The organism is Streptomyces sp. NPDC002206 (assembly GCF_053593595.1).
Map to the genome: position 1 here is coordinate 143894 of NZ_JBSFCW010000013.1, position 26578 is coordinate 170471.

The following is a 26578-nucleotide window of genomic DNA, read 5'->3' on the forward strand; positions in this document are numbered from 1 at the left end:
GGGGCCCGGCCCGATCAAGGCGGAAGACCCCAGGGCCTGAGTGGTCTGTACCGCCGATGATGTACCGGAGTTGATGCGCAGGCCCGGGGGCTCGGCCCGCTGTGGGCCGGACGAGTGGCCGTCAGGGGGCTTGTCACACCGCGGTGTTGGTGACCCGCTCACTCTTGATGCGCTTGGCGAGTCCGTCCTCGTCCAGCTGTCCCAGATGCCGGCACAGGACCACGGAGCCGCCGGCGGCCAGCGGGGCGAAGAGCCCGGCGCTGAGCCCGTCCCAGTTTTCGTACGTGCGCCCCGTCAGCAGCCGCGATCCGGGCGTCAGCCCCAGCTCCACGGCGTCCTCCCGGGCGCGCGCGACCAGTTGCGCCGCCGTCAGCCCGAGTCCGCCGACGGTCAGCGCGGGCGCGTCCGGGTCCACCGGCGCGTACGGCGCGAACCGGTCGCCCTGGCTCGGCACCTCCACGGCATAGTCCGCGAAACCTTCGGGCGGCTGCGGGAACCGGCCGCCCAGCGGGCGCAGGGCCAGAGCAATCCGTTCGCCGCGGCAGGCGCGCGCGGCGTCCAGCGAGTCCGGACCGGTGACGACGAGGTCGGCGGCGGCGGGGTCCCCCTGCACATCGGCGACGACGCCGACCGAGGAGCAGGCGAGCAGCCAGACCGCGGACTGCCAGTGCGCGGGCAGCAGGAGGGCGAGCCGGTCGCCGGGTTCCGCGGCCAGGTCGCCCTGCAGCAGGTTGGCGGTCTTGGCCACCCAATTGGCGAAGGTGGCCACCGACAGTTCGACCCGTTCTCCGGTGGCGTCGTCGTAGAAAGTGACCATGGGGCGGGCCGGGTCCGCGGCGAGCGCGGAACGCAGCAGGTCGGCAGGGGTGCGGTCGCTGGCGTTCATCCGCGCAAGGGTACGCGGCGGTGCCGGGCGGGGCCGGATGCCACAGGTATCGGGTACACCGGTTCGGCAGACGGCCCGTCAATTGTCCAGAGATACCCCGGTAGCCGTCGTTGTCGCATTGTGGTCAATATCATTCGTATGCGCGCCTTCATTGCATCTGCCATTGGTGTCACCTGTTCGGCAGCCCTTGTGCTGCCGAATGCCGCGCCCGCAGGCGCCGCCTCCGGCACCTCCACGACCGCAGCGACCGAGGCCGCCGATCCCGCCGAAGTGCCCGGGTCGACGCGGTCCCTACCGCTGTCGCCACTGCCCACTGCGTCCACGCGGACGACCGACGCCCCCAGCGGTACCGCCGAGGCCGACGCCGTACAAGGTCTGCCTCGACGCGACGTCCACCCCTTCTCACTGGTCGGCGTCGTCTGGGACGACGCCGACGTCGAACTCCACGGCGCCGTCGAGGTCCGCACCCGCGCCATCGGCTCCGGCCACTGGTCCGACTGGCAGGACCTGGAGACCCACAATGCCGAACACGCCGCCGACCCCGGGAGCGCGGAGCGCGACTCCGGGACCGTCCGTGGCTCCACCGCCCCGCTCTGGGTCGGCAACTGCGACGGCGTCGAGGTCCGGGTCATCCCGGAGACGCCCGACGCCCATGACCGGGCCACCGCCCGCGTACCGCTTCCCGAAGGCCTGCGGCTCGAACTCGTCGACCCCGGCGAGGACCCGCAGCAGTCGCCCGTGGCCGGCACCGACGAAGGCGACTTCGAAGCCCCGGGTGCCGAGTTCGCGGGTCTCGCGTCCGGCAGCGGCGGCCGCCTCGCCACATCGCTCCAGGCGTCCCTTCAGGGATCCGTCCGGACTTCCCTCCAGGCATCCGGCCAAGGCTCCGTCCTGCCCGCACTGAACAAGGCGCAGACCGAGGCGGAGAGTGAGGCCGAGGCCGGTGTCGCGCCGGGCAGCAAACCGTATATCGGCCCCCGCCCGACCATCATCACCCGCAAGGGCTGGGGGGCCGACGAGAAGCTCCGCGAGAGCGCCTTCGCGTACATGAAGAGCGTCAAGGCCGCATTCATCCACCACAGCGCCACGGGCAACAAGTACACGTGCTCCCAGGCGCCGTCGGTCCTTCGCGGTATCTACCGCTACCACGTCAAGAGCACTGGCTGGCGCGACATCGGCTACAACTTCGCCGTCGACAGGTGCGGAAACATCTACGAAGGACGTGCCGGGGGCGTGACGAAGGCGGTCCAGGGGGCGCACACTCTCGGTTTCAACACCGACAGCATGGGCATTGCCGTGCTCGGCACCTTCACCACGTCCGACCCGCCCGCCGCCGCGGTGAACGCCATCGCGAAGCTCACCGCTTGGAAACTCGGCCTGTTCGGCGCCGACCCGAGCTCCAGGACCACCCTCGTGTCGGGCGGCGGAAACCGGTTCAAAAAGGGGACAAAGGTTAAACTCAACGTCATCTCCGGACATCGGGACGGCTTCGTAACCGAATGTCCTGGAACCCTTCTCTACAAGAAGCTCGGCTCGGCCCGGACCAGCTCCGCCCACCTGCAAGGCCGCTGACGGCCCGTGCGGCTCCGACGGGGGCCGGACCGCCGGCCGGGCCGCCGACCGGGGGAGATCCGACCGGTCTGCTTACACTGGCCAGCCGAAACCAGGCCCGGCCCCAGCAGGAAGCAGAGACAGTGCTGTGACAGAGGCAAAAGAAGCGATTCTCCTGGTCGGTGGCAAAGGCACCCGGCTGCGCCCGCTCACGGTGCACACTCCGAAGCCGATGGTTCCGGCGGCCGGCGTCCCGTTCCTGACGCACCAGCTGGCGCGGGCGAGGGCCGCCGGGGTCGAGCACATCGTCCTTGCCACGTCGTACCTGGCAGAGGTCTTCGAGCCGTACTTCGGCGACGGTTCGTCACTCGGCCTCCACATCGAGTACGTCACCGAACGCGAACCGCTCGGCACCGGCGGAGCCATCCGCAATGTGACGTCCCGTCTCGTCTCCGGACCGGACGAACCCGTCCTCATCTTCAACGGCGACATCCTCACGGGCCTCGACATCCGGGCGCTGGTCACCTCGCACGCCACGTCCGGAGCGGACGTCTCGCTCCACCTCACCCGGGTCGAGGACCCGCGCGCCTTCGGTCTCGTACCGACGGACGACACCGGCAGGGTCACCGCGTTCCTGGAGAAGCCGCAGACGCCCGAAGAGATCGTCACCGACCAGATCAACGCGGGGGCGTACATCTTCCGCCGGTCGGTCATCGACACCATCCCGGCCGACCGCCCGGTCTCCGTGGAGCGCGAGACCTTCCCCGGACTGCTCGCCTCCGGTGCGCATCTCCAGGGCATGGTCGACTCCACCTACTGGCTGGACCTCGGCACCCCGCAGGCGTTCGTACGCGGATCCGCCGATCTGGTCCTCGGCCGCGCCCCGTCCCCGGCCGTCCCCGGGCGGTGCGGCGACCGGCTCGTCCTGCCGACGGCCTCCGTCGCAGCCGACGCCAAACTCAGCGGCGGTACGGTCATCGGCGAAGGCGCCCTGATCGGCGCGGGCGCCCGGATCGATGGCTCCGCGGTGCTGGCCGGCGCGGTCGTCGAACCCGGCGCCGTGATCACGGACTCCCTGGTCGGAGCCGGTGCCAGGATCGGCAGCCGTACGGTGCTGACAGGCGCGGTCGTCGGCGACGGCGCACAGGTCGGCGCCGACAACGAACTGCGCGACGGCGTCCGCATCTGGTGCGGGGCGACTCTGCCCGACGCGTCCGTGCGCTTCTCGTCGGACGAATGACGGGCCCCCGCGGCGCGTACGCTCTATAGGTATCCCCGACGACCGAGGACCTCACCCGTGGCAGGACGATTCGCCCCCCGCAGTGCCCCGAGCAGGTCCGTCCCGCGCCAGGCCGCAGCGGACGAGGCGCCGCAGGCACCGGGGACATCGCACCAACTGGAGGCACAACAGGCACCCGAGGCACTGACCCGGGAGTGGACCCCACCCGGCCCGCTCGACCTGCGCCTCGTCCTTGCCCCGCTGCGCCGCGGCCCCGCCGATCCGACGTTCCGTATCCACCGGGACGGTTCGGTCTGGCGGGCCACCCGCACCCCGGCCGGCCCCGGCACGCTCCACCTCACCGACCGGGGCGGCCGGATCGGGGCGACGGCCTGGGGTCCCGGCGCCTCATGGCTCCTGGACCAGCTCCCGACCCTGCTCGGTGCCGAGGACGAACCGGAGGCGTTCCGTCCGCGCCACCGTCTGGTCGCCGTGGCCCAGCACCGCCGCCCCGGACTGCGGCTGCTGCGCACCGGTCTGGTGCTGGAGTCGCTGATCCCGTCGATCCTGGAACAGAAGGTCACCACCGACGAGGCCTATCGCGCCTGGCGCCTTCTGGTCCGGACCTACGGCACCCCGGCCCCCGGCCCTGCGGCCACCTTGTTCACCACGCACGGCCTGCACGTGATGCCGGACCCGCGCACCTGGTCGCTGATCCCGTCCTGGGAATGGCACCGCGCGGGCGTCGACGCCAAACGATCGGCAACGATCCTGCGCGCGGTACGCGTGGCCCGACGGCTGGAGGAAGCGGCGACGATGCCTCTCCCGCAGGCCACCGCCCGGCTCGAACTGATCCCCGGCATCGGCCCCTGGACCTCCGCCGAGACGCTCCAACGAGCCAACGGCGCCGCCGACGCGGTCACGGTGGGAGACCTCCACCTCCCCGGCATCATCGGCCACGCCCTGGCAGGGAACAGGAACGCCGACGACGAGGAAATGCTGACCCTGCTCGCCCCCTACGAGGGCCAACGCCATCGGGCAACCCGTCTGATCCTGCTCTCGGGCCACACCCCACCGCGCCGAGCCCCCCGCATGACAAGGGGCGACATCGCCCGCCTGTAGGCCACGGGCCGCCGAGCCGCTCAGGACGAGCGCGGCAATTTCAAGCCCGTCCGGCGGTTGAGGACAAAGCGCGGCCGACGGCCGCGAAACCGGGGTACGGGGCCGCCCACGGTCTCGGGAAGGGGCGGGCAGGGGAGAAGAATCACCCCTCACCGCACCGCGACGAACGCCCCCACATCCCGCACCCCCCGCTCCCGCGGCACCCCCGCGGCCCGACCCACGGCCACCGCACCCAACGGATCCCACTCCGCCGGCAGATCCAGCACCTCACGCACCACATCCCGGCAGAACATCGTCGACGAGACCCACGCCGACCCGAGCTGCTCACCGGCCAGCGCCACCAGGAAGTTCTGGACGCCCGCCCCCGCCGCGACCACGAACATCTCGCGCTCCGCAGCATCCCGCCGCGCGTCCCCGTACGTGTGGGATCCGTCCATCACCATGCACGGCACCGCCAGATACGGCGCTCGGCGCAGCACGTCGCCCCGCCGCACCCGCTTGGCGATCGACTCCTCGCTCTTGCCGTCACGCCGCAGGTCCGCGATCCACGCATCCCGCATCGCGTCGAGCAGCCGCGTCCGCGACTCCTCGGACTCCAGGAGTACGAACCGCCACGGCGTCGTGTGATGCGGCGCCGGAGCCGTCACCGCCGCGGCCACGGCGCGGCGTACCGCCCCCGGGTCCACGGGCTCGTCCGTGAACTCCCGCACCGTGCGCCGCAGGGTCACCGCTTCCCGTACCGCCTCGGACGTCCCGAGCCGGAACATGTCATCGGCCGCGACCCGCACCAGCGCCCGAGCCCCCGGCCCGACGCCACCGGCATCGGGACGGCGCCCGGGCACCTCTGCCCCGGCCCCCATGTCCACGGCATGCGAAAGCCCCCGCACCACCGCGACCGGCAGCCCCTCGGCCTTGCCCTTGACCAGATCACCGGCCGAGGCCAGCTCATCGGCGGTGGCGACGACGGTCGCGCTCAGCGGGTTGCCGTGCGCGTCCGTCCCGCCCCGCAGATCGTCCAGCACCCGCACCCCGGCCGCCCCGATCGCGACATCCGTCAGTCCGTTGCGCCACGGCCGCCCGAAGGTGTCCGTGACGACGACCCCGACCTCGACGCCGAGCGTGTCCCGCAGCCCGTCCCGGATCGTCCGGGCCGACGCGTCGGGGTCCTCGGGCAGCAGCAGCACCGTCCCGGCGGGGGTGTTCGAGGCGTCGACCCCGGCAGCGGCCATGACGAGCCCCTGCCGGTTCTCGACGATCCGCAGCGTGCCGCGGCGCGCCACCACCCGTACCGTCTCGGCGTCGATCGCCGCCTCCCGGTCCGCCGACTCGACGATCCGGCCCTCCGCCTTGGAGACGATCTTCGAGGTGACGAGGAGGATGTCGCCGTCCACCAGCCCCGGTTCGGTGGCGGCGATCAGCTTCGCGAGGTTGTCCCCGGTTCGCACCTCCGGCATCCCGGGCAGCGCCCACACCCGGTACGAGGGCGCCTCGCCGGCGGCCGCGCCACCGCTCATGCCCGTACCTCCTCGGCCAGCGTCAGCGCCTGACGCGCCATCTCGGCGGTCACGTCCACATCCGTCATCATCAGCGGCACGGCGCGGCAGCGGATCCCCGCGGCCTCCACGTCCTCGACCGCTCCGGCGTCCACCGTGTCGACGAGCCAGCCGTCGAGTAGCCCGGAGCCGTAGTGCTGGGCGACGGCCGCGGCCGTCGACTCGACGCCCACCGCGGCGAGCACCTTGTCCGCCATGCCCCGCACCGGCGCGTCCCCGACGATGGGGGAGAGGCCGACGACCGGCACCCCGGCCTCGGCGATGGCCTCCCGGATCCCGGGCACGGCGAGGATGGTCCCCACCGACACGACAGGGTTGGACGGCGGGAAGAGGATGACGTCGGCCTCGGCGATGGCTTCCAGCACACCGGGCGCCGGCTTGGCCTGCTCCGCGCCGACCGGCACGATCGCACGGGCCTCCACGGAGGCACGCAGCTTCACCCAGTACTCCTGGAAGTGGATCGCCCGGCTCTCACCGTCCACCTCGATCGCGACATGCGTCTCGACCCGGTCGTCGGACATCGGCAGCAGCCGGACTCCCGGCTTCCAGCGCGCGCAGAGTGCCTCGGTGACGGCGCTGAGCGGATAGCCCGCGCCCAGCATCTGCGTACGGACGATGTGTGTCGCGAAGTCACGGTCGCCGAGCCCGAACCACTCGGGTCCCACGCCGTATGCCGCGAGTTCCTCCTTGACCTGGAAGCTCTCGTCGGTACGCCCCCAGCCCTGCTCCTCGTTGATGCCACCGCCGAGGGTGTACATCACGGTGTCGAGGTCGGGGCAGACCTTCAGCCCGAACAAATGGATGTCGTCACCGGTATTGCCGATCACCGTGATGTCCGCGTCGGGCACGGCCTGCTTGAGGCCACGCAGAAAACGAGCACCACCGATACCACCGGCCAGAACCACAATGCGCATGCACAACAGTCTGTCAGGCGAAGCCTGATCGTTGGTGGGGTGGTGGGCGACGGGTGGGCTGTCGGGCGAAGCCTGATCGTTGGTGGGGTGGTGGTGGGCGACGGGTGGGCTGTCAGGCGGATACGACGTCGGCGGCCGTCAGGGCGCACTGCGCCGCGTGCATCGGCATCTCGGTCAGACCCGGGTAGTAGATGTGCAGGCTGACGGCCGGTTCGAGGGAGTCGTTGACCACTTCGTGGACGTATCCGGGCGCGAAGACACGCTGCGCGCCGGAGTCCAGCGACCGGCTGCCGCGCTCCGTGCGCTCGGTCAACTCGCCGTCCAGAACGGTCAGTACGCCGGAGGACAGCCCGTGGTCGTGCATCCCGCTGCCCTGACCGGGGACCCAGCTGAGCAGCCACACCTCGTAGCCGAGTGGGGTCTCCCCTGCTCGAGCGGAGCCGAGAGCTTGGGGAACGGTGCGGAGCCGGTGGTACCAGCGGGTGGTCGCGTCGTACTGGACGAGCGACGCCCACTGCTCGCGGTCGGCGGCGATGGTGCGGGCGAGTCCGACGAACTCGGCCACCGTGGAGGGGTGCTTGCGCGCGGGCTGGAGGAGGTGCTGAACCTCGAGGATGTCGCCGGCGATCTGAAGGTCGCTGTCGCTGTTCATGGGTGCGGTGGTTCCTCGGCAGGGAGTGCGGGGCAGAAGCGCGGACGCAGATGCGGGGGTGTCGCGTGGACCGGAGGCCGTGGGGACCGGGCGTGCCGCCGGGCCGGAGAAGGGGCTTGGCGGAGCGGAACCGGAGAGGCCGGGGTGCGGGGGTGGCCGTGACTAGCTGGAGCGCGAGGGCTTCGACAGCGGGGACGGCATCAACAGCTGAGACAGCTGGAACAACAACAGCGAGCCTGGACAGCGGTGCGGAACCCACGGACGTGGGTGGTGCGCATCGCTGAGTTTGCTGGCATGGCATCAAGAAGAACCGAGCAAAGCTCTCGTTGTCAACTCAATGCCCGATTTGGTGGCTATGTTTCACCTCATCCGGTTACTCCGACCGGAGAAAGGTTTGTGCAGTCGTCGTAACGGAGATGTGGCGCAACAACCGCGTCCGTAAACGTCGCAGTGGCCTCGTGACCCGACTGTGATCTTGATCGCTTCGGTGATCGAATCGAAACATGACCGTCCTCTTGGACGTCTCACTCTGTGGCGGACAGGGGCGCGGCGGAGCCTGTGGCATATGTCAGGATTTTGGTGATTTGCACACTTTCTGCATAGGCTTGGTTCCGCAGAGTGAATACCGGGCCCAATAGCAGATCTCCGCTTGACTGGCCCGGATCCACGCACTTGTAATTTCACTCGTGTCGTTCGGCCGATTCGATAACGGCTGCATCACGGGGACGCAAGAGACAGACGAGGGGCGCACATGACCGAGCTGTTCCAGCAACTGCTGGTCGAGGACGCGGACGAGGAACTCGGCTGGCAGGAGCGCGCACTGTGCGCCCAGACCGATCCCGAGTCCTTCTTCCCCGAGAAGGGCGGATCGACCCGCGAGGCGAAGAAGGTATGCCTTGCCTGTGAAGTCCGGTCCGAATGCCTTGAGTACGCCCTTTCAAATGATGAACGTTTCGGTATCTGGGGCGGTCTATCCGAGCGGGAACGACGACGGCTGAAGAAGGCCGCGGTCTGACGCGAAGCGCACAAGCCCGCGGAGCCGACGAGACCGCTGAGCCCGCTGAGCCGCGACGTCCACGAAGCCCACAGTGCAACCGGCCGCCGGACCGGATCCGCCGGAGCCTCCCGGCCACCGGAGCGCCACCGACCACGCTCCGGACCACCCTCCCCACACCGCTCCGCACCACGCCGCGGCCCCGACCGCCATGGCCCGTCGCCTGCACCCTGCCCGCAGGCGGCGGGCCACTGCCATGTCCGCGGACCGGTCGTACGGCCGGTCCGCCGCCGTCCTCGTTCAACCGCTCCGCGCCACCCCGGTTATCCGTACCGTTAGTGTGGGGCTCCGTCCGAGACGCGCCAACGCCCCGACGGAGCGCGCGTGTACACCGATGCAGCCCCCGGGGGGACGCCCCCCGGACCCGGCCGGAGGGCCCGTACCTCGATGTCCGTGCACAGCCAATCGACGGCGCCGTACGCGGCCGCCGCCGCCCCAGAGTTCCCCCGGCATGTCGTCACCGCCGTGCTCGTCTCCCATGACGGCGCACGCTGGCTGCCCGACGTGCTCGCCGGGCTGCTCGGGCAGGAACGCCCCGTACAGCACGTCGTCGCCGCCGACACCGGCAGCGCCGACGACTCCGCGCGGCTGGTCACCGACGCGCTCGGTGCCGAGCGCGTCCTGCACCTCGCACGCCGTACGAGCTTCGGCACGGCCGTCGACGAGGCGGTCCGCACGGCCGGTGAACTCACCCCAGACGACCTGCCGTATCTGAAGCGCCCCAGCGGCTGGGACCCGGTCACCAGAAGCTGGCGCGACGACGCGTACGACCTGCCCGAACTGCCGCACGGCGAACCGGTGCAGTGGCTGTGGTTGCTCCACGACGACTGCGCACCCGAGCCCGATGCGCTCGCCGAGCTGCTCCGCGTCGTCGACACCGACCCGCACGCCGCGATCGTCGGCCCCAAGCTCCGTGGCTGGTACGACCGCAAGCAGCTCCTCGAAGTCGGCGTCTCCATCGCCAACAGCGGGCGCCGTTGGACCGGACTCGACCGGCGCGAACAGGACCAGGGTCAGCACGACCAGGTCCGTACCGTGCTGTCCGTTTCCTCCGCCGGCATGCTGATCCGCCGTGACCTCTGGGAGGAGCTCGGCGGGTTCGACCGCAGACTCCCGCTGATGCGTGACGACGTCGACCTCTGCTGGCGCGCGCACACCGCCGGGCACCGGGTGCTCGTCGCCCCCGACGCCATCCTGCGGCATGCCGAGGCCTCCGCCAGGGAACGCCGGCCCATCGACTGCGCGGGCCGCTTCGTCGCCTCCCCGCACCGCGTCGACAAGGCCGGTGCCGTCTACGCGATGCTCGTCAACGCCCGCGGCAAGATGCTGCCGTGGGTGCTGCTCAGGCTCGTCCTCGGCACCCTGGTACGTACCCTCGCCTATCTCGTCGGCAAGGTCCCCGGCCAGGCACTCGACGAGGTCGCCGGACTCCTCGGCACCCTGCTGCGACCCGGCCGGATCTTCGCGGCCCGGCGCAGACGCGGCAAGGGAGTGGTGGACGCGGCCGAACTGCGCGGGCTGTTCCCGCCGCCCGGGGCGACCGTCCGCGCCACCTTCGAACAGGTCGCCGGAAACTTCGGCAGCGGGTCCGACGCCGACTCGGGCGGCTCACGGCACGGCGCCGTCGAGTCCGGACCGGGCGGTGACGACGCCGACTTCCTGGAGATCGAGCAGTTCGCACGGCTCAAGCGGATCGGCCGCAAGCCCGGCCCGGTGCTCTTCGCCGTCCTGCTCCTTGTCTCGCTCGTCGCCTGCCGCGACCTCCTCGGCGGCGGGGCACTGGCGGGCGGCGCGCTGCTGCCCGCGCCCGCGGACGTCTCCGACCTGTGGGGGCGGTACGCGGACGGCTGGCACCCGGTCGGCACCGGCGGCACCCAGACCGCACCGCCCTACCTCGCCGTGATCTCCGCCCTGTCCGCGCTGTTCCTCGGCTCGACCGGCTTCGCGCTCACTCTGCTGCTGGTCTGTTCGGTTCCGCTCGCCGGACTCACCGCGTACTTCGTCTCCCGCCCGCTGCTCGAATCGCGGCTGCTGCGGGCCTGGGCGAGCATCGCGTACGCCTTCCTGCCCGCCGCGACCGGCGCCCTCGCGACCGGCCGCCTCGGCACCGCCGTACTGGCGATCCTGCTGCCGCTCATCGCCCGCACCGCCGTCTCCGCGTACGGGATGCGCCGCAGCGGGGACACCCGCGGCAGCTGGCGCGCCACCTGGGCGTACACCCTGCTCCTCACCCTGGCGATGGCCTTCACGCCCGTCGTCTGGCCGCTGGCCGTGGTCCTCGGCGTCGGTGTCCTCGCCCTGCGCCGTCACGACGTCGCCGCGTACGGACTCCGCTTTCTCGCCACCATCGGCACCCCGCTGCTCGTCCTCGCGCCGTGGTCGCTGTCGCTGCTGGGCAACCCCTCGTCGTTCCTGAAGGAAGCGGGTCTGGAGTTCGGTACGGGCTCGGCCTCCGCACTCGACCTGCTCGGGATCAGCCCCGGTGGCCCGAATGCCGCGGGTGGCGCGCTGCTGCTCGGCATCGTGCTCGCGGCGCTGGCCGCTCTGCTGCGCGGGGAGCGGCAGTTCGCGGTCCGCGCCGCCTGGGCCGTCGCGCTCGTCGCCCTGGTCTTCGCCGGACTCACCAACGGCTCCGGCTGGGCCGGACCCGCCACCCTTGTCTACGGCATCGCGCTGATCGCCGCCGCGCTCGTCGGTGCGGACGGCGCACGGGTGCGCGTCGCGGAGCTGAGCTTCGGCTGGCGCCAGCCCGTCGCCGCGCTGATCGCCGTCGCCGCGGTGCTGGCCCCCGTGCTTGCCGCCGTCGGCTGGATGATCGGCGGCGCCGCGGGTCCGCTGGAGCGCCGGGACCCGGTGCAGGTGCCCGCGTTCGTCGCGGAGGAGAGCAGTACCCGCGACCAGCCGCGCACCCTGGTGCTCGGCGGAAGTTCGCCGGCCTCCGTCTCGTACACCTTGGTCCGCGGCTCCGGCGCGCGGCTGGGCGACGCCGAGCTGGCCGTGTCGGGCGGCGGCAACAGCCACCTCGACAAGGTCGTCGCCAACCTGGTCGCGGGCTCCGGCGCCGATCAGGGCAGTCAGCTCAGCGGGTTCGCGATCCGCTACGTACTCGTACGGGACGGCGCACCGCGCGAGATGAGCCGGGTGCTCGACGCGACCCCGGGGCTGAGCCGGCTGAGCCAGCTGGACGGCAGCGCGCTGTGGCGCGTCGACCGCCAGATCGCCCGGATCATGATCGTTCCGTCCGGCGCCGGTGGCGAACAGCTGCCCGTCGGTTCCCAGCCCGTCGAGGCACATTCCAAGATCCCGGCGGGCGGATCCGGCCGGGTGCTGCGGATCGCCGACGCGGCGGACCCCGGCTGGCACGCCACGCTCAACGGCCGGGCGCTGACCGGCAGGACCGTCGACGGCTGGGCGCAGGGCTTCGAGCTCCCCGCCGAGGGCGGCAGGCTGGACCTCACGTACGAGGCGCCGCTCACGCACGCCGCATGGATCTGGGCCCAGGCCGCGCTCGGCGTGGTCCTGCTGGTCCTGGCCCTGCCGGGCCGCCGCCGGGAGATCGACGACGACCTGCCCGAGGAGTCCGAGACGGTTCCGGCCGAGCCGGTCGCGGGCGAGGGACGCCGGGCCCGCAGGCTGCGCGCGGCCGCGCAGGCGGAGGCGGCGGCCGAGGACGCCGACTACGACGGCGATGACTACGGCGACGGCGGGGAGCGGCCGGCGGAAGCGGCGGCCGACCCGTACGCGCAGCAGCCGGAAGAGGACGACGCCTACGGCCACCGGCACCAGGCCCAGGATCCGTACGACCCGCAGGGCGACGGCCAGTACGCGCCGCAGGGCGAGGACGGCCAGTACGCGCCGCAGGGCGACGGCCAGTACGCGTCCGTACCGCAGCAACACCAGTACGGCGAGTGGGACGCGCAGCAGTACCAGGGCGGCGACTACGCGCAGTACCAGGACGAGCAGCAGCAGGCCGACGCCGATCCGTACCAGCAGAGCACCGCCCAGGCGTACGACCCGTACGGCTACCCGCAGCAGCAGTACGACCAGGGCCAGTACGACCAGGCCGGCCAGTACGACCAGGGTCAGTACAGCCAGTACGAGCAGGGCCCGTACGACCCGCAGGCGCCGTACAGCCAGCAGGCCCCGTACGACCCGCAGCACCCCGACGAGAACCCCGCCCCGGCCCAGAACCCGTGGCCGACCGGTAACGCATCGCGAGGCGAGTCCGAGTGAAGTCGACCAACCTGTCCCTCATCGCGGGCACCGTAGCCCTCGCCGCCGTCACCGGCTTCGCCGCGCTCTCCGCGCCCGGTGCCGCGGACGCCACGGGGGCGAAGACCGCCGCGCGGCTGCCCGTGGAGCGGTCCAGCCTGCTCTGCCCGGCACCCGGCCTCTCGGAGCTGGCGGAGACGACGTACACGTCCTTCACCCCGGCGTCCGGGGTCGGCGGCGAGGCGGGCACCGCGGAACTGAAACCGTCCGTGCCCACCACGGTGGACGCTGGCGACGGGACCACCGCCAAGAAGGACACGAAGAAGAAGGCTGCGGATTCCGACAAGCCGGTCGTCTCCCTCAAGGAGCCCGGCAAACCGGCCACCGCCGACGCGTCCGGCTCCGACGCCCCCGCCCTGGTCGGCACCGCCACCGGCAAGCTGGCCCCCGGCTGGACCACCCAGCAGACCACCACGGTCAGCACGGGCGCCTCCCGCGGCCTGCTCGGGGTCAGCTGCACCGGACCCGACACGGACTTCTGGTTCCCGGCCGCCAGTACCGCGAAGTCCAGCGAGGACTACGTCCATCTCACCAACCCGGACGACACCGCCGCCGTCGCCGACATCGAGCTGTACGGGCCGGACGGCTCGCTCAAGTCCGATGTGGGCGAGGGCATCACGGTCCCCGCCAGATCCAGCGTCCCGGTCCTGATCTCCACCCTGACCAGCGAGGTCGCCGACGATGTGACGATCCACGTCACCACCCGTACCGGACGCGTCGGGGCCGTCGTCAGGGCGGCGGACGGTGCGACGGGCAGCGACTGGCTCACCGCCTCCGTCGACCCGACGGGCACTCTGGTCCTCCCCGGCATCCCGGCGGACGCCACCTCCGTACGGCTGGTGGCCTTCGCGCCGGGCGAGGAGGATGCCGACCTGAAGGTGAAACTGCTGGGCAAGACCGGCGCGATCTCGCCTGCTGGGCACGAGGATCTCCACGTCAAGTCCAACATGACCGCGGGCGTCGATCTGAAGGACATCACCAGGGGTGAAGCGGGTTCCCTGCTGCTGACCCCGGCACAGAGCGGACAGGCCACCCCGGTGGTGGCCGCGCTGCGTGTGGTCCGCGGCACCGGTGACAAGCAGGAGGTCGCATACATCCCGGCGACCGGACCGGTGGGCGCGCAGGCCACGGTGGCCGGCAACCGGGCGAAGGGGTCGATCCTCTCCCTCACCGCGCCGGGCGTCACCGGCACGGTGAAGGTCACGGCGTCCGCCGGCAGCGGGGGCGGCGAACGGACCGTCAAGACGTACACGGTGAAGGGCGGTACGACGCTCGCGGTCACCCCGCAGGTGCCGGCCGGGCTCAAGGGGAGCTACGCGCTGACCGTGGAGACGGAGTCGGGCGGCCCGGTGCACGCCGCCCGCACGCTCACTCTCCCGGAGGGCGGCATCCCGATGTTCACGGTGCAGACGCTGCCGGACGACGGCGGAACGGTCGAGGTGCCGGCGGCAGAGCAGGACCTCTCGGTCCTGGACGACTGAGCAACCGGTACGGGGCGGCGCCGAACACAGCGCCGCCCCGTACCGCACACACCCCCGCGGAGTGCTCCGGCGGATCCATGGCCGGGACCGCGCCTGATCCGTCGGGCACCCGCTTGTCCTGCCCGTACCGCTAGTCCTGCCCGTACCGCTAGTCCTGGCCGTACCGCGGATCCACCGACTCCGGCGACAGCCCGAGCAGCTCCGCGACCTGCTCCACCACGACCTCGTGCACCAGCAGCGCACGCTCGTCGCGGCTCTTGGTCCGGATCTCGACGGGGCGTCGGTAGACGACGATCTGTGCGGGCCGGTCCTTCGCCGCGGACACCGCACGCCCCAGCGGCACGGTCTCCTCGTGCGTCCCCGGCACATCGAGGACCATGAAGTCGACATCGGCCAGCTGCGGCCAGCGCCGCTCCAGCCGCTCCACCGAATCCTGTACGAGATCACGGAAGGTCTCCGCCCTGCTGACCGAGAGCGGCACCTGGGGCGGGGCCACGGGGCCGCGCATGCCGCGGCCGTGGCGGTCACGACGGCGCGGACGCGGTTCGGATCGCGGCTCGGACGGGTGGGGCGGCGGTACAGGACTGTCCATCACCGACGCAGCGTAACTCCCGGCGGGGCAGTGGGATCGCCGCTCACCGGCAGGGCAGTGGCATGTCCACTGTTGAACATTCCGGCCATCGTTGAGCCCGTTTCAGGCCCTGTCCGCGACCGCTGATCTCTTACGTAGTGACAGCTTTTGTATCGGGTGGTGACCGGAATCGTTGCCGATGCGACCTGTGGTTCTCTCTTCCGGTGCAGGTCAGGGTAGTTGCCCGAAAGGCGGTTGTGCCGGAGGTCACAGTGCGACACGGTGGGGTGACCTGAGAGAGAGTCGTCGCAGCCCGCTCAAGAGTGCGGTACCGTCCAACATCGTGAGCCCTGTACGTCGCTGTTCGCGCACCGCGTGCGGCCGCCCTGCCGTCGCGACACTGACGTACGTCTATGCCGACTCGACTGCGGTCCTCGGCCCGCTCGCCACCTATGCCGAGCCCCACTGCTACGACCTCTGTGCCGAGCACAGTGAGCGGCTGACCGCGCCGCGCGGCTGGGAAGTGGTCCGGCTCTCCGACCCCTCCGCGCCCACTCGCCCCAGCGGTGACGACCTCGAAGCGCTCGCCAACGCCGTACGGGAAGCGGCGCGTCCGCACGAACGCGCGGCCGAGGCCAGAGGCGGCGGCCCGCACGCCGCAGACCCGATGGAGGTCGCCCGCCGCGGCCACCTGCGGGTACTTCGCTCACCCGACTCCTGAAGCGGTCGACCGCCGAACGGCCCCATCCCGCCGAGAGCCCGCGGCCCGGCCGGGTAGTTTGGGCGGTCCGCAGAAACCTCAGGAGGACCGGCCCGTGACTGCTGATCTGTCGCAGATCGTCAAGGCGTACGACGTGCGTGGAGTCGTGCCCGACCAGTGGGACGAATCGCTGGCCGAGCAGTTCGGGGCGGCGTTCGTCGAGGTGACGGACGCCGAAGCGATCGTGATCGGCCACGACATGCGGCCTTCGTCGCCCGGCCTCTCCGCGGCATTCGCACGCGGTGCGGCGGCGCGCGGTGCGGACGTCACCCTCATCGGTCTCTGCTCGACCGACCAGTTGTACTTCGCCTCCGGCAGCCTCGGCCTGCCCGGTGCGATGTTCACGGCCTCGCACAACCCGGCGCAGTACAACGGCATCAAGCTGTGCCGGGCCGGCGCCGCGCCGGTCGGCCAGGACACCGGGCTCTCCGAGATCCGCGCCCTGATCGAGAAGTGGGCCGAGCAGGGCGTACCGCAGCCGGTCGCCACCCCCGGCACCGTCACCGAGCGCGACACCCTCACCGATTACGCGGCCCACCTGCGGTCCCTGGTCGACCTGACGGCCATCCGTCCGCTGAAGGTCGTGGTCGATGCGGGCAACGGCATGGGCGGCCACACCGTCCCCACCGTCCTCGAAGGGCTCCCGCTCGACGTCGTCCCCATGTACTTCGAGCTCGACGGCACGTTCCCCAACCACGAGGCCAACCCCCTCGACCCGAAGAACCTCGTCGACCTCCAGGCCCGGGTCCTGGCCGAGGACGCCGACCTGGGCCTCGCCTTCGACGGCGACGCGGACCGCTGCTTCGTCGTCGACGAACGCGGCGCGGGGGTCTCCCCGTCCGCCATCACCGCCCTGGTCGCGGCCCGCGAACTCACCCGCAACGGCGGCAAGGGCACCGTCATCCACAACCTGATCACGTCCTGGTCGGTCCCCGAGGTAGTCCGCGAACACGGTGGCACCTCGGTCCGTACCCGCGTCGGCCACTCCTTCATCAAGGCGGAGATGGCCGCACACGGCGCGATCTTCGGCGGCGAGCACTCCGCGCACTACTATTTCCGCGACTTCTGGAACGCCGATACGGGCATGCTCGCCGCCCTCCACGTCCTGGCCGCCCTCGGCGGCCAGAGGGGCACACTGTCGGAACTGGTCGCACAGTACGACCGCTACACCGGCTCCGGCGAGATCAACTCCACGGTCGAGGACCAGCCGGGCCGCACAGCGGCGGTGCGCGCCGCCTTCAAGACCCGCGACCACATCACGCTCGACGAACTGGACGGCCTGACGGTCACGGCACCGGACTGGTGGTTCAACCTCCGCGCCTCCAACACGGAACCGCTGCTGCGCCTGAACGTGGAAGCACGCGACGAAGAGACGATGACGGCGGTACGCGACGAAGTCCTGACCATGGTCCGCAGCCAGGCGGCATCGAAGGACCCCGACGTGTGAGGCCACCTGAGAGAGCGCCCGACAGGCCCCTCGCGGCGCGCCGGGCACCCCCGGCCCACCCGGCGTTCGAGGGCATCCTTCCCGCCGTCCGGCGCTCGCGGACCGGGGTTCCGGGGCGGAGCCCCGGTCCCGGGAAGGGGCGGGTAGGGGAACAGCCAGCCACAGGCGCCCCACCCCCACCCGCAGGGCGACCGCCCCACCCCCCGGCCGGGCCGCGCCCCCGCCACCCCGGCGGTAGGCTGACGTCGCCCGATCCGCGCGAACCCGAACCCCCTGTTCGAATGCTTGAAGGGACTCACCCCATGCCGCTCGAAGCCGGCCTCCTGGAGATCCTCGCCTGCCCGGCCTGCCACTCCCCGCTCGACGACCGGTCGGCAGCCGACAGCCCCGAGCTCGTCTGCACCGGCACGGACTGCGGCCTGGCCTACCCGGTACGGGACGGCATCCCCGTACTCCTGGTCGACGAGGCCCGCCGCCCCGCGTAGCGCGAGGCACGGGAGCGCCGCCGCCCACCGGGCCGGGGTGCCCCCACCTCCGTACAACCGCAGCCCGCAGCCCGCACGGTGATCAGCACGTGATCGGAGGCCCGTCCCCATGCTCGACGAGTCGTTGCTCGACGCCCCGGAAGCCCTGGCCCGAGCCGACCGCCGCGGTCTGCTCCGCGGCGCCGCCGAGGCCGGGGCGCGCGTCCGTACCGCCGCCCGGCACGCGGCGGAGGCCGGGATCGCCGAGCTGGCCCCGGAGGGCCGCCCGCGGGCGGTCCTGGTCGCAGGCTCCGGTACTGCCGCATCCGGCGTCGCCGATCTGATCGGCGCGCTGGCGGGAGCCTCCGCACCCGTCACCCGTATCCACCCCACAGGTGTCGCACCTGCCGCGGGTGCCATGCGCTGGACGCTCCCCGGCTGGGCCGGCTCCGTCGACCTGCTGCTGATCGTCACGGCAGACGGCTCCGAACCGGGTCTCGCCCTGCTCGCCGAACAGGCCTACCGGCGCGGCTGCACGGTCGTCGGCGTCGCCCCCCGGCAGTCCCCGCTGCGTGAAGCGGTCGACGGCGCGCACGGCCTCGTCGTACCGATGGCGTCCGCCCCGCACGGCGAGTACGACGCCGAGACGTCGGCCGCCGGACCCGGCACGCTCTGGGCCCTGTTCACGCCGCTCCTCGCACTGCTCGACCGGGTCGGCCTGATCACCGCACCCGCCGAGACGCTCCAGAGCGTCGCCGACCGCCTGGACCGCACCGCGGAACGCTGCGGCCCGGCCATCGCCACGTACAGCAACCCGGCCAAGACGCTCGCCGCCGAGCTCGCCGACAGCCTGCCGCTCGTGTGGACGGAAGGCGATGCCGCGGGGCCGGTCGGGCGCCGGTTCGCCGCTGTCCTCGCCGAGCTGTCGGGCCGCCCGGCCCTCGCCGCCGAACTCCCCGAGGCCCTCCCCGCCCATGGGGCGCTACTGGCGGGCACCTTCGCTGCCGGCGCCGACCCCGACGACTTCTTCCGCGACCGGGTCGACGAGGCGGAGGCCCTGCACGCCCGGGTCGTCCTGCTCCGAGACCGGCCCGCCGGCGGTCTGAGCGCCGCCCCCGCCGCCCGCGAACTGGCCCTGGGCCACGACACGCCGGTCAGTGAACTCGAACCGGACGAGGGCAGCGAACTCGAAGCCCTCGCCGAGCTCCTCGCGGTCACCGACTTCGCCGCCGTCTACCTGGCACTGGCCTCGGCAGCCCACGCCTGACCGCACCGCACACCCGTACCGGGCACAACCACCGCACCGAGCACAGCCACACCGCACGACCACCGCACCGCACGACCACCGCACCGCACGATCCGCGCATCTCACGAGGACGAACTCTCCATGGACCGGCTCTCCAACACCGTGCGCCCTTACGCCTGGGGCTCCACCACCGCCATTCCCGAGCTGCTCGGCGTCGCCCCCACCGGCGAGCCCCAAGCCGAAATGTGGATGGGCGCCCACCCCGGAGCGCCTTCCCGCCTCACCCGCATATCCGGCGCCTCGGAAACCCCCACCGAGCAGCCCCTCACCGACGTCATCGCCGCCGACCCGGAGCGCGAGCTGGGCGCGGCCGCCGTCGGGAAGTTCGGCCCCCGCCTTCCCTTCCTCCTCAAGCTGCTCGCCGCAGGCGCCCCTCTCTCCCTCCAGGTCCACCCCGACCTCGAGCAGGCCAAGGAGGGGTACGAGGACGAGGAGCGCCGGTCCGTCCCGATCGACGCGCCCCACCGCACGTACAAGGACGCCAACCACAAGCCCGAACTGATCTGCGCGCTCACCCCCTTCGAAGGCCTCTGCGGCTTCCGCAGGCCCACCGAGGCGGCGCAGGCGATGGCGGCACTTGGCGTCGACTCCCTCAAGCCGTACGTCGATCTCCTCGGCGCCCGCCCCGAAGAGGCGGCCCTGCGCGAGGTGCTCACGGCGATCCTCACCGCGGACCCCGTCGAGATGGCCGAGACGGTGACCGCCGCGGCCGCCGCCGCCGAGCGTCTCGGCGGCGCCCACGCCCCGTACGCCCGCATCGCACACCACTTCCCCGGCGACCCGGGCGTCATCGCGGCGATGCTGCTGAACTACGTACAACTCCAGCCCGGGGAGGCCCTGTTCCTCGGCGCGGGCGTCCCGCACGCCTACCTCGGCGGACTCGGCGTCGAGATCATGGCCAACTCGGACAACGTGCTTCGCTGCGGACTGACGCCCAAGCACATCGACGTCCCCGAACTGCTGCGCATCGTCCGCTTCGAGGCGACCGACCCCGGCATCCTGCGCCCTGAGGCGTCCCCTTCCGGCGAGGAGCTGTACGAGACCCCGGTCGACGAGTTCCGGCTGTCGCGCTTCGACCTCTCGCCCGGAGCCGCCCCCGTCGACCTGACCAGGCCCACCCCGCAGATCCTGCTCTGCACCGCGGGCGCACCCCGCGTCGGCACCCTCGATCTCACCCCCGGTGCCTCGGTCTTCGTACCGTCGGGCGAAACGGTCGTAGCGTCCGGTACCGGCACTCTGTTCCGCGCCACAGTGGTGGCCTGACGTACCGTCCGCATCAGCGGCTGCAACAATGTCCGGCCGTACCGCGGCGCCAGGGCCGCAGCACCGAAGAAGGGACACCAGGCACCCATGAGTGCGTCAGGCGGAACCAAGGCGATCGTGGCGGCACTCGCCGCCAACCTCGCGATCGCAGTGGCCAAATTCGTGGCGTTCCTGTTCAGTGGCTCGTCATCGATGCTCGCGGAGAGCGTCCACTCGGTCGCCGACTCGGGCAACCAGGGGCTGCTGCTGCTCGGCGGCAAGAAGTCCCAGCGCGAAGCCACCCCCCAGCACCCCTTCGGCTACGGGCGCGAGCGGTACATCTACGCCTTCCTCGTCTCCATCGTCCTGTTCTCGGTCGGTGGCATGTTCGCCGTCTACGAGGGCTACGAGAAGATCCTGCACCCGCACGAGCTCGAGGCCTGGTACTGGCCGGTCGGCGTGCTGGTCTTCGCGATCATCGCCGAGGGCTTCTCCTTCCGGACCGCCATCAAGGAGTCCAACGAGAGCCGCGGCGAGCTCACCTGGACCCAGTTCGTCCGCCGGGCCAAGGCCCCCGAGCTCCCGGTCGTCCTCCTGGAGGACCTCGGCGCGCTGATCGGTCTGGTGCTCGCCCTGTTCGGTGTGGGCCTGACCCTGGCGACCGGCAACGGCGTCTGGGACGGCATCGGCACGCTGTGCATCGGCATCCTGCTGATCGGCATCGCGATCGTCCTCGCCGCAGAGACGAAGTCCCTGCTGCTCGGCGAGGCCGCCGGTACCGACCAGGTCGAAAAGATCAAGGCCGCGGTCGTCGACGGCGAAACCGTCACCCGCATCATCCACATGCGTACGCTCCACCTCGGCCCGGAAGAGCTGCTGGTCGCCGCCAAGATCGCGGTCCAGCACGACGACACCGCCACCGAGGTCGCCAACGCCATCAATGCTGCCGAGTCCCGGATCCGCGAAGCCGTCCCGATCGCCCGGGTCATCTACCTGGAACCGGACATCTTCAACGAGGCGGCCGCCGCCACGGGCACCAACCCGGCCAAGGCCCCTGACGCTCCCGAGACCCCTGACGCCGCCCCGACACAATCCGACCACTGATCCACCTGTACCCCGCCCCGGCCCCCCTCCCGATCACTTCCGATCCCGGGCGGGCTGGGAGCGGTCGGCCCGATCGGTGTAGATTCGATGGCAGTGTCAGACGTCGCTGCTGATGGCGGTCGGCCGCTCCGCGCATGCGGACCGGGCGAGGGAGAGAGGGCCTCCGACGGACTGCGCTGCGAGCGCTCGGGCATTTCTGTGTCCGCCGCCGCAGAGCCAGCCGTACCCACCCTCGACACCCACTACGAGGAGCAGCCCGTTATGACGACGGTCGCCAATCGACAGGACTTCAAGGTCGCCGACCTCTCCCTCGCGGAGTTCGGCCGCAAGGAGATCACGCTCGCCGAGCACGAGATGCCCGGCCTGATGTCGATCCGCAAGGAGTACGCCGCCGTGCAGCCGCTCGCCGGCGCCCGCATCACCGGCTCGCTGCACATGACCGTGCAGACCGCCGTGCTGATCGAGACCCTGGTCGCCCTCGGCGCCGAGGTCCGCTGGGCCTCCTGCAACATCTTCTCCACCCAGGACCACGCCGCCGCGGCCATCGCCGTCGGTCCGAACGGCACCCCGGACGCCCCCGCCGGCGTCCCGGTCTTCGCCTGGAAGGGCGAGACGCTCGAAGAGTACTGGTGGTGCACGGAGCAGGCCCTGACCTGGCCGAACACCCCCACCGGCGGTCCGAACATGATCCTCGACGACGGTGGTGACGCCACCCTCCTCGTCCACAAGGGCGTCGAGTTCGAGAAGGCCGGTGTGGCCCCGGACCCGTCGACCGCGGACAGCGAGGAGTACGGCCACATCCTCACCCTGCTGAACCGCACCCTCGGCGAGTCCCCGCAGAAGTGGACCCAGCTGGCGTCCGAGATCCGCGGCGTCACCGAAGAGACCACGACCGGTGTGCACCGTCTGTACGAGATGCACCGCGACGGCACGCTCCTCTTCCCGGCGATCAACGTCAATGACGCCGTCACCAAGTCCAAGTTCGACAACAAGTACGGCTGCCGCCACTCCCTGATCGACGGCATCAACCGCGCCACCGACGTCCTCATCGGCGGCAAGACCGCCGTCGTCTGCGGCTACGGCGACGTGGGCAAGGGCTGCGCGGAGTCGCTGCGCGGCCAGGGCGCCCGCGTCATCATCACCGAGATCGACCCGATCTGCGCCCTGCAGGCGGCGATGGACGGTTACCAGGTCGCCACGCTCGACGACGTCGTCGCCCAGGCCGACATCTTCGTCACCACGACGGGCAACAAGGACATCATCATGGCCGCCGACATGGCCAAGATGAAGCACCAGGCGATCGTCGGGAACATCGGCCACTTCGACAACGAGATCGACATGGCCGGCCTCGCCAAGATCGAGGGCATCGTCAAGGACGAGGTCAAGCCGCAGGTCCACACCTGGACGTTCCCCGACGGCAAGGTCATCATCGTGCTGTCCGAGGGCCGCCTGCTGAACCTGGGCAACGCCACCGGCCACCCCTCGTTCGTGATGTCCAACTCGTTCGCTGACCAGACCCTGGCCCAGATCGAGCTGTTCACCAAGCCCGAGGAGTACCCGACCGACGTCTACGTGCTGCCCAAGCACCTCGACGAGAAGGTCGCGCGCCTCCACCTTGCCGCGCTCGGCGTGAAGCTCACGACGCTCCGCCCCGAGCAGGCCGCGTACATCGGCGTCGAGGTCGAAGGCCCGTACAAGCCCGACCACTACCGCTACTGATCCGGCAGCGGTGCCGCCCGTCATCGACCACACAGCTCACCGCCGGCCGGTGACCGGTCACTGACGGCCGGATCAGCCGCAGCCTCAGCAGCAGATACGAGCGCAGGCCCCCGCACCCCCGTGTCGGGGGCCTGCGCCGTACCGCACCCGCACAGCCCGAGGAACCCGAAGGACCCCATGCCACGCGGCCGTTATTCGCTCCACGACCCCCACGACCACACCCCCCTCGGCGAAGAACACTTCCACTGCGCCCCCGGCCCCTCCGGCTGGCGCTACGTCTCCCAGACCATCGCCCCCTCCGGCGACCACCTCGGCTCCGTCGATCTGGCCCTCGACGAACTCGGCCGCCCCATCCGCCTCGAACTGCACGCCGCGAGCTGGCAGATCCGCGGCGCGGCCCTCGAAGGCGTCACCTGGGTCCGCACCGACCCGACCGGCACTCATGCCACCGAAGGCAATGTCCGCGCCCACGGCTTCACCGGCACCTCTCCCGCATTCCTGATCGCGACCTCACGACTGCTGCGCCTCACCCCCGGTTCCCCCGCGACCCGCATCCGCCTCGTCGCCTTCACGGACCCGGTCCTCGCCCCCCGTACCGTCGACCAGTCCTGGGCCCTGGTGAACAGTGAAGCGCACGCCACTGACAGTGGCCCTCTGATGGTGGACGAATACCAGGTCAACGCCCTGGACACGGGCGAACAGCACACCATCCACATCGCCGGCGACGTAGTCCTCTCGGCCCCCGGCATCGAGCTCGAAGACCTGGAAACCCCGCCCTCCCCCCGCTAGGCAGGTGGCGCGAACCCCGTGCCCGGCTTCCGGACCGCCGGTTCCTCTGCCTCAGAAACCCCAGGTTCAACAGGAGCCGCAGGGACAGCAGGCGCTACAGGGGCAACGGTGGCTCCAGGGGCGACCGAGCTGACCGCCCTTGCAGGTCCCACCACTCCCACCGGCGCCGAACCAACTCCCACGCTCCCCTGCCCGAGGGAATCGGCCTGCACAGCGGCGAACACCCGCCGGGCATCCCGCGCCTGCCGCTCGTTCACCACGCCTGCCAGATATGCCGCGGCCGGCACCCCAGGCGGCACCGGAACCCCCGTACGCACCGCCAGCTCGGCGGCCAGCCGCTCCACCATCGACAGCCCCACCTCCGCATCGAGCTGCTGCATCCGCGTCAGGTACTGCCGTATCGCCAGCCACAGCTCGTCCGGCACCGCTGACAGATCCAGCCCGGCGAATCGGCCGACCAGCCATGGCGGCGGAGGCGGCACAGCGATCCCGCGACCGGCGGACACCCGCTCCCGCACGACGAGCGTCCCCGCGAAGACATCCCCGAGCCGCCGCCCCCGCACCGACACCAGCGACGCGATGCAGGCGAAGACCCCGAGCGTCATCAGAATCTCGACGACCCCCATCGCCCCGCGCACCAGCGCGTGACGGAACCGGATCGGCCCTCCGTCGTCCCGCACCACCCGGAGGCCACACGCGAGCTTCCCCAGCGAACGCCCGTGGCTGAGCGTCTCGACCGCGATCGGCCCGCCCACGAGCACCAGCAGAAAGGTCGCGACGGCTATGGCCGCACCCGCCGCCTCGTCCAGCGTCACCGTCGCTATGGTCAACCCGATCGACACCAGGATGAACACGATCCAGACCACGACAAGATCTATCGCCAGAGCCAACGCGCGGCTCGGCAGTCTCGCCGGCCGCAGCCCCAGTACGACCGCATCCCCGGTCACAAGCTCACTCATTGCCGCCCACCCTTCGCCGACCTTCCCTGCCCCTCGGGAGCTCAGTCTGCCAAGCTGACCCGCAGCGCGCCGCAGTAGTACGGACCCGTACGCACCCATGCCTGGAGCAGCAGCCGACCATGGATCTCGACGTATTCGTGACCGCCCACCGAACCGAGTGGGACCGCCTGGACCATCTCCTGCACCGCGGGCGCCGACTCACCGGCACGGAAGCCGACGAGCTCGTCGCCCTCTACCAGCGGACGGCCACGCATCTCTCACTGATCCAGTCCAGCGCCCCGGACCCGATGCTCACCGCGCGCCTCACCCAGCTCGTGGCCCGTGCCCGGTCCACGGTGACGGGAACCCGCCGGGCCTCCTGGCGCGACGCCACCCGCTTTCTGACAGCGGGCTTCCCCGCCGCGGTCTATCGCTCCAGGCACTGGTGGATACCCACGGCCGTCCTCTCGACGCTCCTGGCCGCACTCATGGGCTGGTGGATCGGCACCCACCCGGAAGTCCAGTCGGCCATCGCCGCCCCGGACGATCTGCGTCGCCTGACCAGCCCCGGTGGGGAGTACGAGACGTATTACTCCAGCCACCCGGCAGCCTCGTTCGCGGCTCAGGTCTGGACGAACAACGCCCAGGCCGCCGCGATGTGCCTGGTGCTGGGGGCGTTCCTGTGCCTCCCGGTGATCTGGATCCTCTTCGTCAACGTCCTCAATCTCGCGGTCGGCATCGGGCTGATGTCGTCGGCCGGCCGCCTAGACACCTTCCTCGGCCTGGTCCTCCCGCACGGCCTGCTCGAACTGACCGCAGTATTCGTCGCAGCCGGCACGGGCCTCCGCCTGGGATGGACGGTCATCGACCCCGGCCCGCAGACCCGGCGATCCGCCTTGGCGCAACAGGGCCGGGCCGCGATCGGCATGGCCATAGGCCTGGCCCTGGTTCTGTTCGTCTCCGGCGTCATCGAAGGTTTCGTCACCCCCTCGGGCCTCCCGACCTGGGCCCGTATCGCCATCGGCATAGCGGCCGAGCTGGCCTTCCTCACGTACGTCTACGTACTGGGCGGCCGAGCGGCCCGAGCCGGCGAAGCGGGAGACGTCGACGCCACCGAGCGGAGCGCTGAGCTCCCTGCCGCCGCCTGATGTGCGTACGACCCCGCTGACCTGCTAGTCTCCTCCTCGCCCCAAAAAACCGTTGACACGGTGGACAGGGGGAGGTAGATTCTAACGGTTGAGTCGGACTGGACAAGTCAGGGCTCAACGGGTAGTGTTCATCTTGCTCACTGGAAATTGAATTCCTGAAGAGCCGTCGATTCCCTTATCTGGGCCATGAAGCCGATTAGCTCGGCCGAAACGCCTCTGATAAAGTCGAATCAGCCGAAAGGCAAAGGCCACTCCAACGGCCGCCGGAATCAAATTCGGACCGGAAACGGCACGAAAAAGAGTCTGGTAAGGTTGGAACCGCCGGAAAGGGAAACGCGAAAGCGAAAACCTGGAAAGCGCAGTAGAAATTCTCCTGCTTCGCAGGG

General features: G+C 71.1%; 21 protein-coding genes. 15 read left to right on the forward strand and 6 right to left on the reverse strand.

The annotated features are described in order from the left end of the window. Positions 1-133 precede the first annotated feature (133 nt). The gene (locus ACWCP8_RS23970; RefSeq protein WP_352271059.1) at positions 134-886 is read right to left on the reverse strand and encodes a TIGR03089 family protein; all 753 of its coding nucleotides are present in this window, start codon (positions 884-886) and stop codon (positions 134-136) included. A 138-nt stretch (positions 887-1024) separates the two neighbouring features. Between ACWCP8_RS23970 and ACWCP8_RS23975 the strand changes: the two genes are divergently transcribed. The 3 genes from ACWCP8_RS23975 to ACWCP8_RS23985 all read left to right on the forward strand — a co-directional run bounded on the left by ACWCP8_RS23975 (position 1025) and on the right by ACWCP8_RS23985 (position 4778). Next, positions 1025-2458, forward strand: a complete 1434-nt coding sequence (locus ACWCP8_RS23975; protein WP_451117997.1) for a peptidoglycan recognition protein family protein — start codon at positions 1025-1027, stop codon at positions 2456-2458. A 127-nt stretch (positions 2459-2585) separates the two neighbouring features. Next, positions 2586-3677 carry a mannose-1-phosphate guanylyltransferase gene (locus ACWCP8_RS23980; RefSeq protein WP_352271063.1) on the forward strand — a complete coding sequence of 364 codons (1092 nt, stop codon included), beginning with the start codon at positions 2586-2588 and terminating at the stop codon, positions 3675-3677. Between the two features lie 57 nt (positions 3678-3734). After that, positions 3735-4778: a DNA-3-methyladenine glycosylase family protein gene (locus tag ACWCP8_RS23985; RefSeq protein ID WP_352271065.1), complete on the forward strand. Its 1044-nt coding sequence runs from the start codon at positions 3735-3737 to the stop codon at positions 4776-4778. Between the two features lie 149 nt (positions 4779-4927). On the opposite strand, the gene ACWCP8_RS23990 is transcribed toward ACWCP8_RS23985, so the two are convergent. The 3 genes from ACWCP8_RS23990 to ACWCP8_RS24000 form a co-directional block, all read right to left on the reverse strand. Next, positions 4928-6292 carry a coenzyme F420-0:L-glutamate ligase gene (locus tag ACWCP8_RS23990; protein WP_451118000.1) on the reverse strand — a complete coding sequence of 455 codons (1365 nt, stop codon included), beginning with the start codon at positions 6290-6292 and terminating at the stop codon, positions 4928-4930. Beyond that, positions 6289-7245, reverse strand: a complete 957-nt coding sequence (cofD, locus tag ACWCP8_RS23995; RefSeq protein WP_451118002.1) for a 2-phospho-L-lactate transferase — start codon at positions 7243-7245, stop codon at positions 6289-6291. Before cofD ends, ACWCP8_RS23990 begins: the two co-directional genes overlap by 4 nt. A 112-nt stretch (positions 7246-7357) precedes the next feature. After that, positions 7358-7897: a cysteine dioxygenase gene (locus ACWCP8_RS24000; RefSeq protein ID WP_451118004.1), complete on the reverse strand. Its 540-nt coding sequence runs from the start codon at positions 7895-7897 to the stop codon at positions 7358-7360. A gap of 751 nt (positions 7898-8648) precedes the next feature. On the opposite strand from ACWCP8_RS24000, the gene ACWCP8_RS24005 reads away from it, so the two are divergent. The 3 genes from ACWCP8_RS24005 to ACWCP8_RS24015 all read left to right on the forward strand — a co-directional run bounded on the left by ACWCP8_RS24005 (position 8649) and on the right by ACWCP8_RS24015 (position 14704). After that, a complete protein-coding gene (locus ACWCP8_RS24005) occupies positions 8649-8912 on the forward strand; it encodes a WhiB family transcriptional regulator (RefSeq protein ID WP_030927001.1) in 264 nt (87 codons plus the stop codon). Positions 8913-9338: 426 nt separating this feature from the next. Beyond that, positions 9339-13184, forward strand: a complete 3846-nt coding sequence (locus ACWCP8_RS24010) for a glycosyltransferase (protein WP_451118006.1) — start codon at positions 9339-9341, stop codon at positions 13182-13184. Next, positions 13181-14704 carry a DUF5719 family protein gene (locus ACWCP8_RS24015; RefSeq protein ID WP_451118008.1) on the forward strand — a complete coding sequence of 508 codons (1524 nt, stop codon included), beginning with the start codon at positions 13181-13183 and terminating at the stop codon, positions 14702-14704. The genes ACWCP8_RS24010 and ACWCP8_RS24015 overlap by 4 nt, the downstream gene beginning before the upstream one ends. A gap of 148 nt (positions 14705-14852) precedes the next feature. On the opposite strand, the gene ACWCP8_RS24020 is transcribed toward ACWCP8_RS24015, so the two are convergent. Continuing rightward, positions 14853-15296: a metallopeptidase family protein gene (locus tag ACWCP8_RS24020; RefSeq protein ID WP_267004850.1), complete on the reverse strand. Its 444-nt coding sequence runs from the start codon at positions 15294-15296 to the stop codon at positions 14853-14855. Between the two features lie 322 nt (positions 15297-15618). Between ACWCP8_RS24020 and ACWCP8_RS24025 the strand changes: the two genes are divergently transcribed. From ACWCP8_RS24025 to ACWCP8_RS24060, 8 genes are all read left to right on the forward strand, one after another. Then, positions 15619-15996 (forward strand): DUF3499 domain-containing protein, encoded by a 378-nt coding sequence (locus tag ACWCP8_RS24025; RefSeq protein WP_329451759.1) that lies wholly within the window; start codon positions 15619-15621, stop codon positions 15994-15996. Between the two features lie 94 nt (positions 15997-16090). After that, entirely contained in the window at positions 16091-17482 is a 1392-nt protein-coding gene (locus ACWCP8_RS24030; RefSeq protein ID WP_352271074.1) for a phosphomannomutase/phosphoglucomutase, read from the forward strand. A gap of 302 nt (positions 17483-17784) precedes the next feature. Beyond that, positions 17785-17967 carry a Trm112 family protein gene (locus ACWCP8_RS24035; protein WP_030927015.1) on the forward strand — a complete coding sequence of 61 codons (183 nt, stop codon included), beginning with the start codon at positions 17785-17787 and terminating at the stop codon, positions 17965-17967. A 109-nt stretch (positions 17968-18076) separates the two neighbouring features. Next, the gene (locus ACWCP8_RS24040) at positions 18077-19213 is read left to right on the forward strand and encodes an SIS domain-containing protein (protein ID WP_352271076.1); all 1137 of its coding nucleotides are present in this window, start codon (positions 18077-18079) and stop codon (positions 19211-19213) included. A gap of 120 nt (positions 19214-19333) precedes the next feature. Further along, positions 19334-20515 (forward strand): mannose-6-phosphate isomerase, class I, encoded by a 1182-nt coding sequence (gene manA / locus ACWCP8_RS24045; protein ID WP_451118011.1) that lies wholly within the window; start codon positions 19334-19336, stop codon positions 20513-20515. Positions 20516-20602: 87 nt separating this feature from the next. Then, positions 20603-21598 carry a cation diffusion facilitator family transporter gene (locus tag ACWCP8_RS24050; RefSeq protein ID WP_352271080.1) on the forward strand — a complete coding sequence of 332 codons (996 nt, stop codon included), beginning with the start codon at positions 20603-20605 and terminating at the stop codon, positions 21596-21598. 261 nt (positions 21599-21859) lie between these two features. Next, positions 21860-23317: an adenosylhomocysteinase gene (gene ahcY, locus ACWCP8_RS24055; RefSeq protein WP_352271086.1), complete on the forward strand. Its 1458-nt coding sequence runs from the start codon at positions 21860-21862 to the stop codon at positions 23315-23317. Between the two features lie 177 nt (positions 23318-23494). After that, positions 23495-24106: a hypothetical protein gene (locus tag ACWCP8_RS24060; RefSeq protein ID WP_352271081.1), complete on the forward strand. Its 612-nt coding sequence runs from the start codon at positions 23495-23497 to the stop codon at positions 24104-24106. Here the strand turns inward: ACWCP8_RS24060 and ACWCP8_RS24065 are convergent. Next, positions 24103-25065, reverse strand: a complete 963-nt coding sequence (locus ACWCP8_RS24065; protein WP_451118014.1) for an RDD family protein — start codon at positions 25063-25065, stop codon at positions 24103-24105. The two genes, ACWCP8_RS24060 and ACWCP8_RS24065, sit on opposite strands and share 4 nt — an antisense overlap. A gap of 119 nt (positions 25066-25184) precedes the next feature. On the opposite strand from ACWCP8_RS24065, the gene ACWCP8_RS24070 reads away from it, so the two are divergent. Then, the gene (locus ACWCP8_RS24070) at positions 25185-26192 is read left to right on the forward strand and encodes a stage II sporulation protein M (RefSeq protein ID WP_352271085.1); all 1008 of its coding nucleotides are present in this window, start codon (positions 25185-25187) and stop codon (positions 26190-26192) included. Positions 26193-26578: the final 386 nt, after the last annotated feature.

Bases quoted from the DNA above. Each gene is read 5' to 3' on its own strand.
- ACWCP8_RS24005 (WP_030927001.1), top strand. From the start codon at position 8,649: ATGACCGAGCTGTTCCAGCAACTGCTGGTCGAGGACGCGGACGAGGAA.
- ACWCP8_RS24065 (WP_451118014.1), bottom strand. From the start codon at position 25,065: ATGAGTGAGCTTGTGACCGGGGATGCGGTCGTACTGGGGCTGCGGCCG.
- ACWCP8_RS24050 (WP_352271080.1), top strand. From the start codon at position 20,603: ATGAGTGCGTCAGGCGGAACCAAGGCGATCGTGGCGGCACTCGCCGCC.
- ACWCP8_RS23990 (WP_451118000.1), bottom strand. From the start codon at position 6,292: ATGAGCGGTGGCGCGGCCGCCGGCGAGGCGCCCTCGTACCGGGTGTGG.
- cofD (WP_451118002.1), bottom strand. From the start codon at position 7,245: ATGCGCATTGTGGTTCTGGCCGGTGGTATCGGTGGTGCTCGTTTTCTG.
- ACWCP8_RS23975 (WP_451117997.1), top strand. From the start codon at position 1,025: ATGCGCGCCTTCATTGCATCTGCCATTGGTGTCACCTGTTCGGCAGCC.
- ACWCP8_RS24000 (WP_451118004.1), bottom strand. From the start codon at position 7,897: ATGAACAGCGACAGCGACCTTCAGATCGCCGGCGACATCCTCGAGGTT.
- ACWCP8_RS24060 (WP_352271081.1), top strand. From the start codon at position 23,495: ATGCCACGCGGCCGTTATTCGCTCCACGACCCCCACGACCACACCCCC.
- ahcY (WP_352271086.1), top strand. From the start codon at position 21,860: ATGACGACGGTCGCCAATCGACAGGACTTCAAGGTCGCCGACCTCTCC.
- manA (WP_451118011.1), top strand. From the start codon at position 19,334: ATGGACCGGCTCTCCAACACCGTGCGCCCTTACGCCTGGGGCTCCACC.
- ACWCP8_RS24020 (WP_267004850.1), bottom strand. From the start codon at position 15,296: ATGGACAGTCCTGTACCGCCGCCCCACCCGTCCGAGCCGCGATCCGAA.
- ACWCP8_RS24070 (WP_352271085.1), top strand. From the start codon at position 25,185: ATGGATCTCGACGTATTCGTGACCGCCCACCGAACCGAGTGGGACCGC.
- ACWCP8_RS23970 (WP_352271059.1), bottom strand. From the start codon at position 886: ATGAACGCCAGCGACCGCACCCCTGCCGACCTGCTGCGTTCCGCGCTC.
- ACWCP8_RS24010 (WP_451118006.1), top strand. From the start codon at position 9,339: ATGTCCGTGCACAGCCAATCGACGGCGCCGTACGCGGCCGCCGCCGCC.
- ACWCP8_RS24035 (WP_030927015.1), top strand. From the start codon at position 17,785: ATGCCGCTCGAAGCCGGCCTCCTGGAGATCCTCGCCTGCCCGGCCTGC.
- ACWCP8_RS24040 (WP_352271076.1), top strand. From the start codon at position 18,077: ATGCTCGACGAGTCGTTGCTCGACGCCCCGGAAGCCCTGGCCCGAGCC.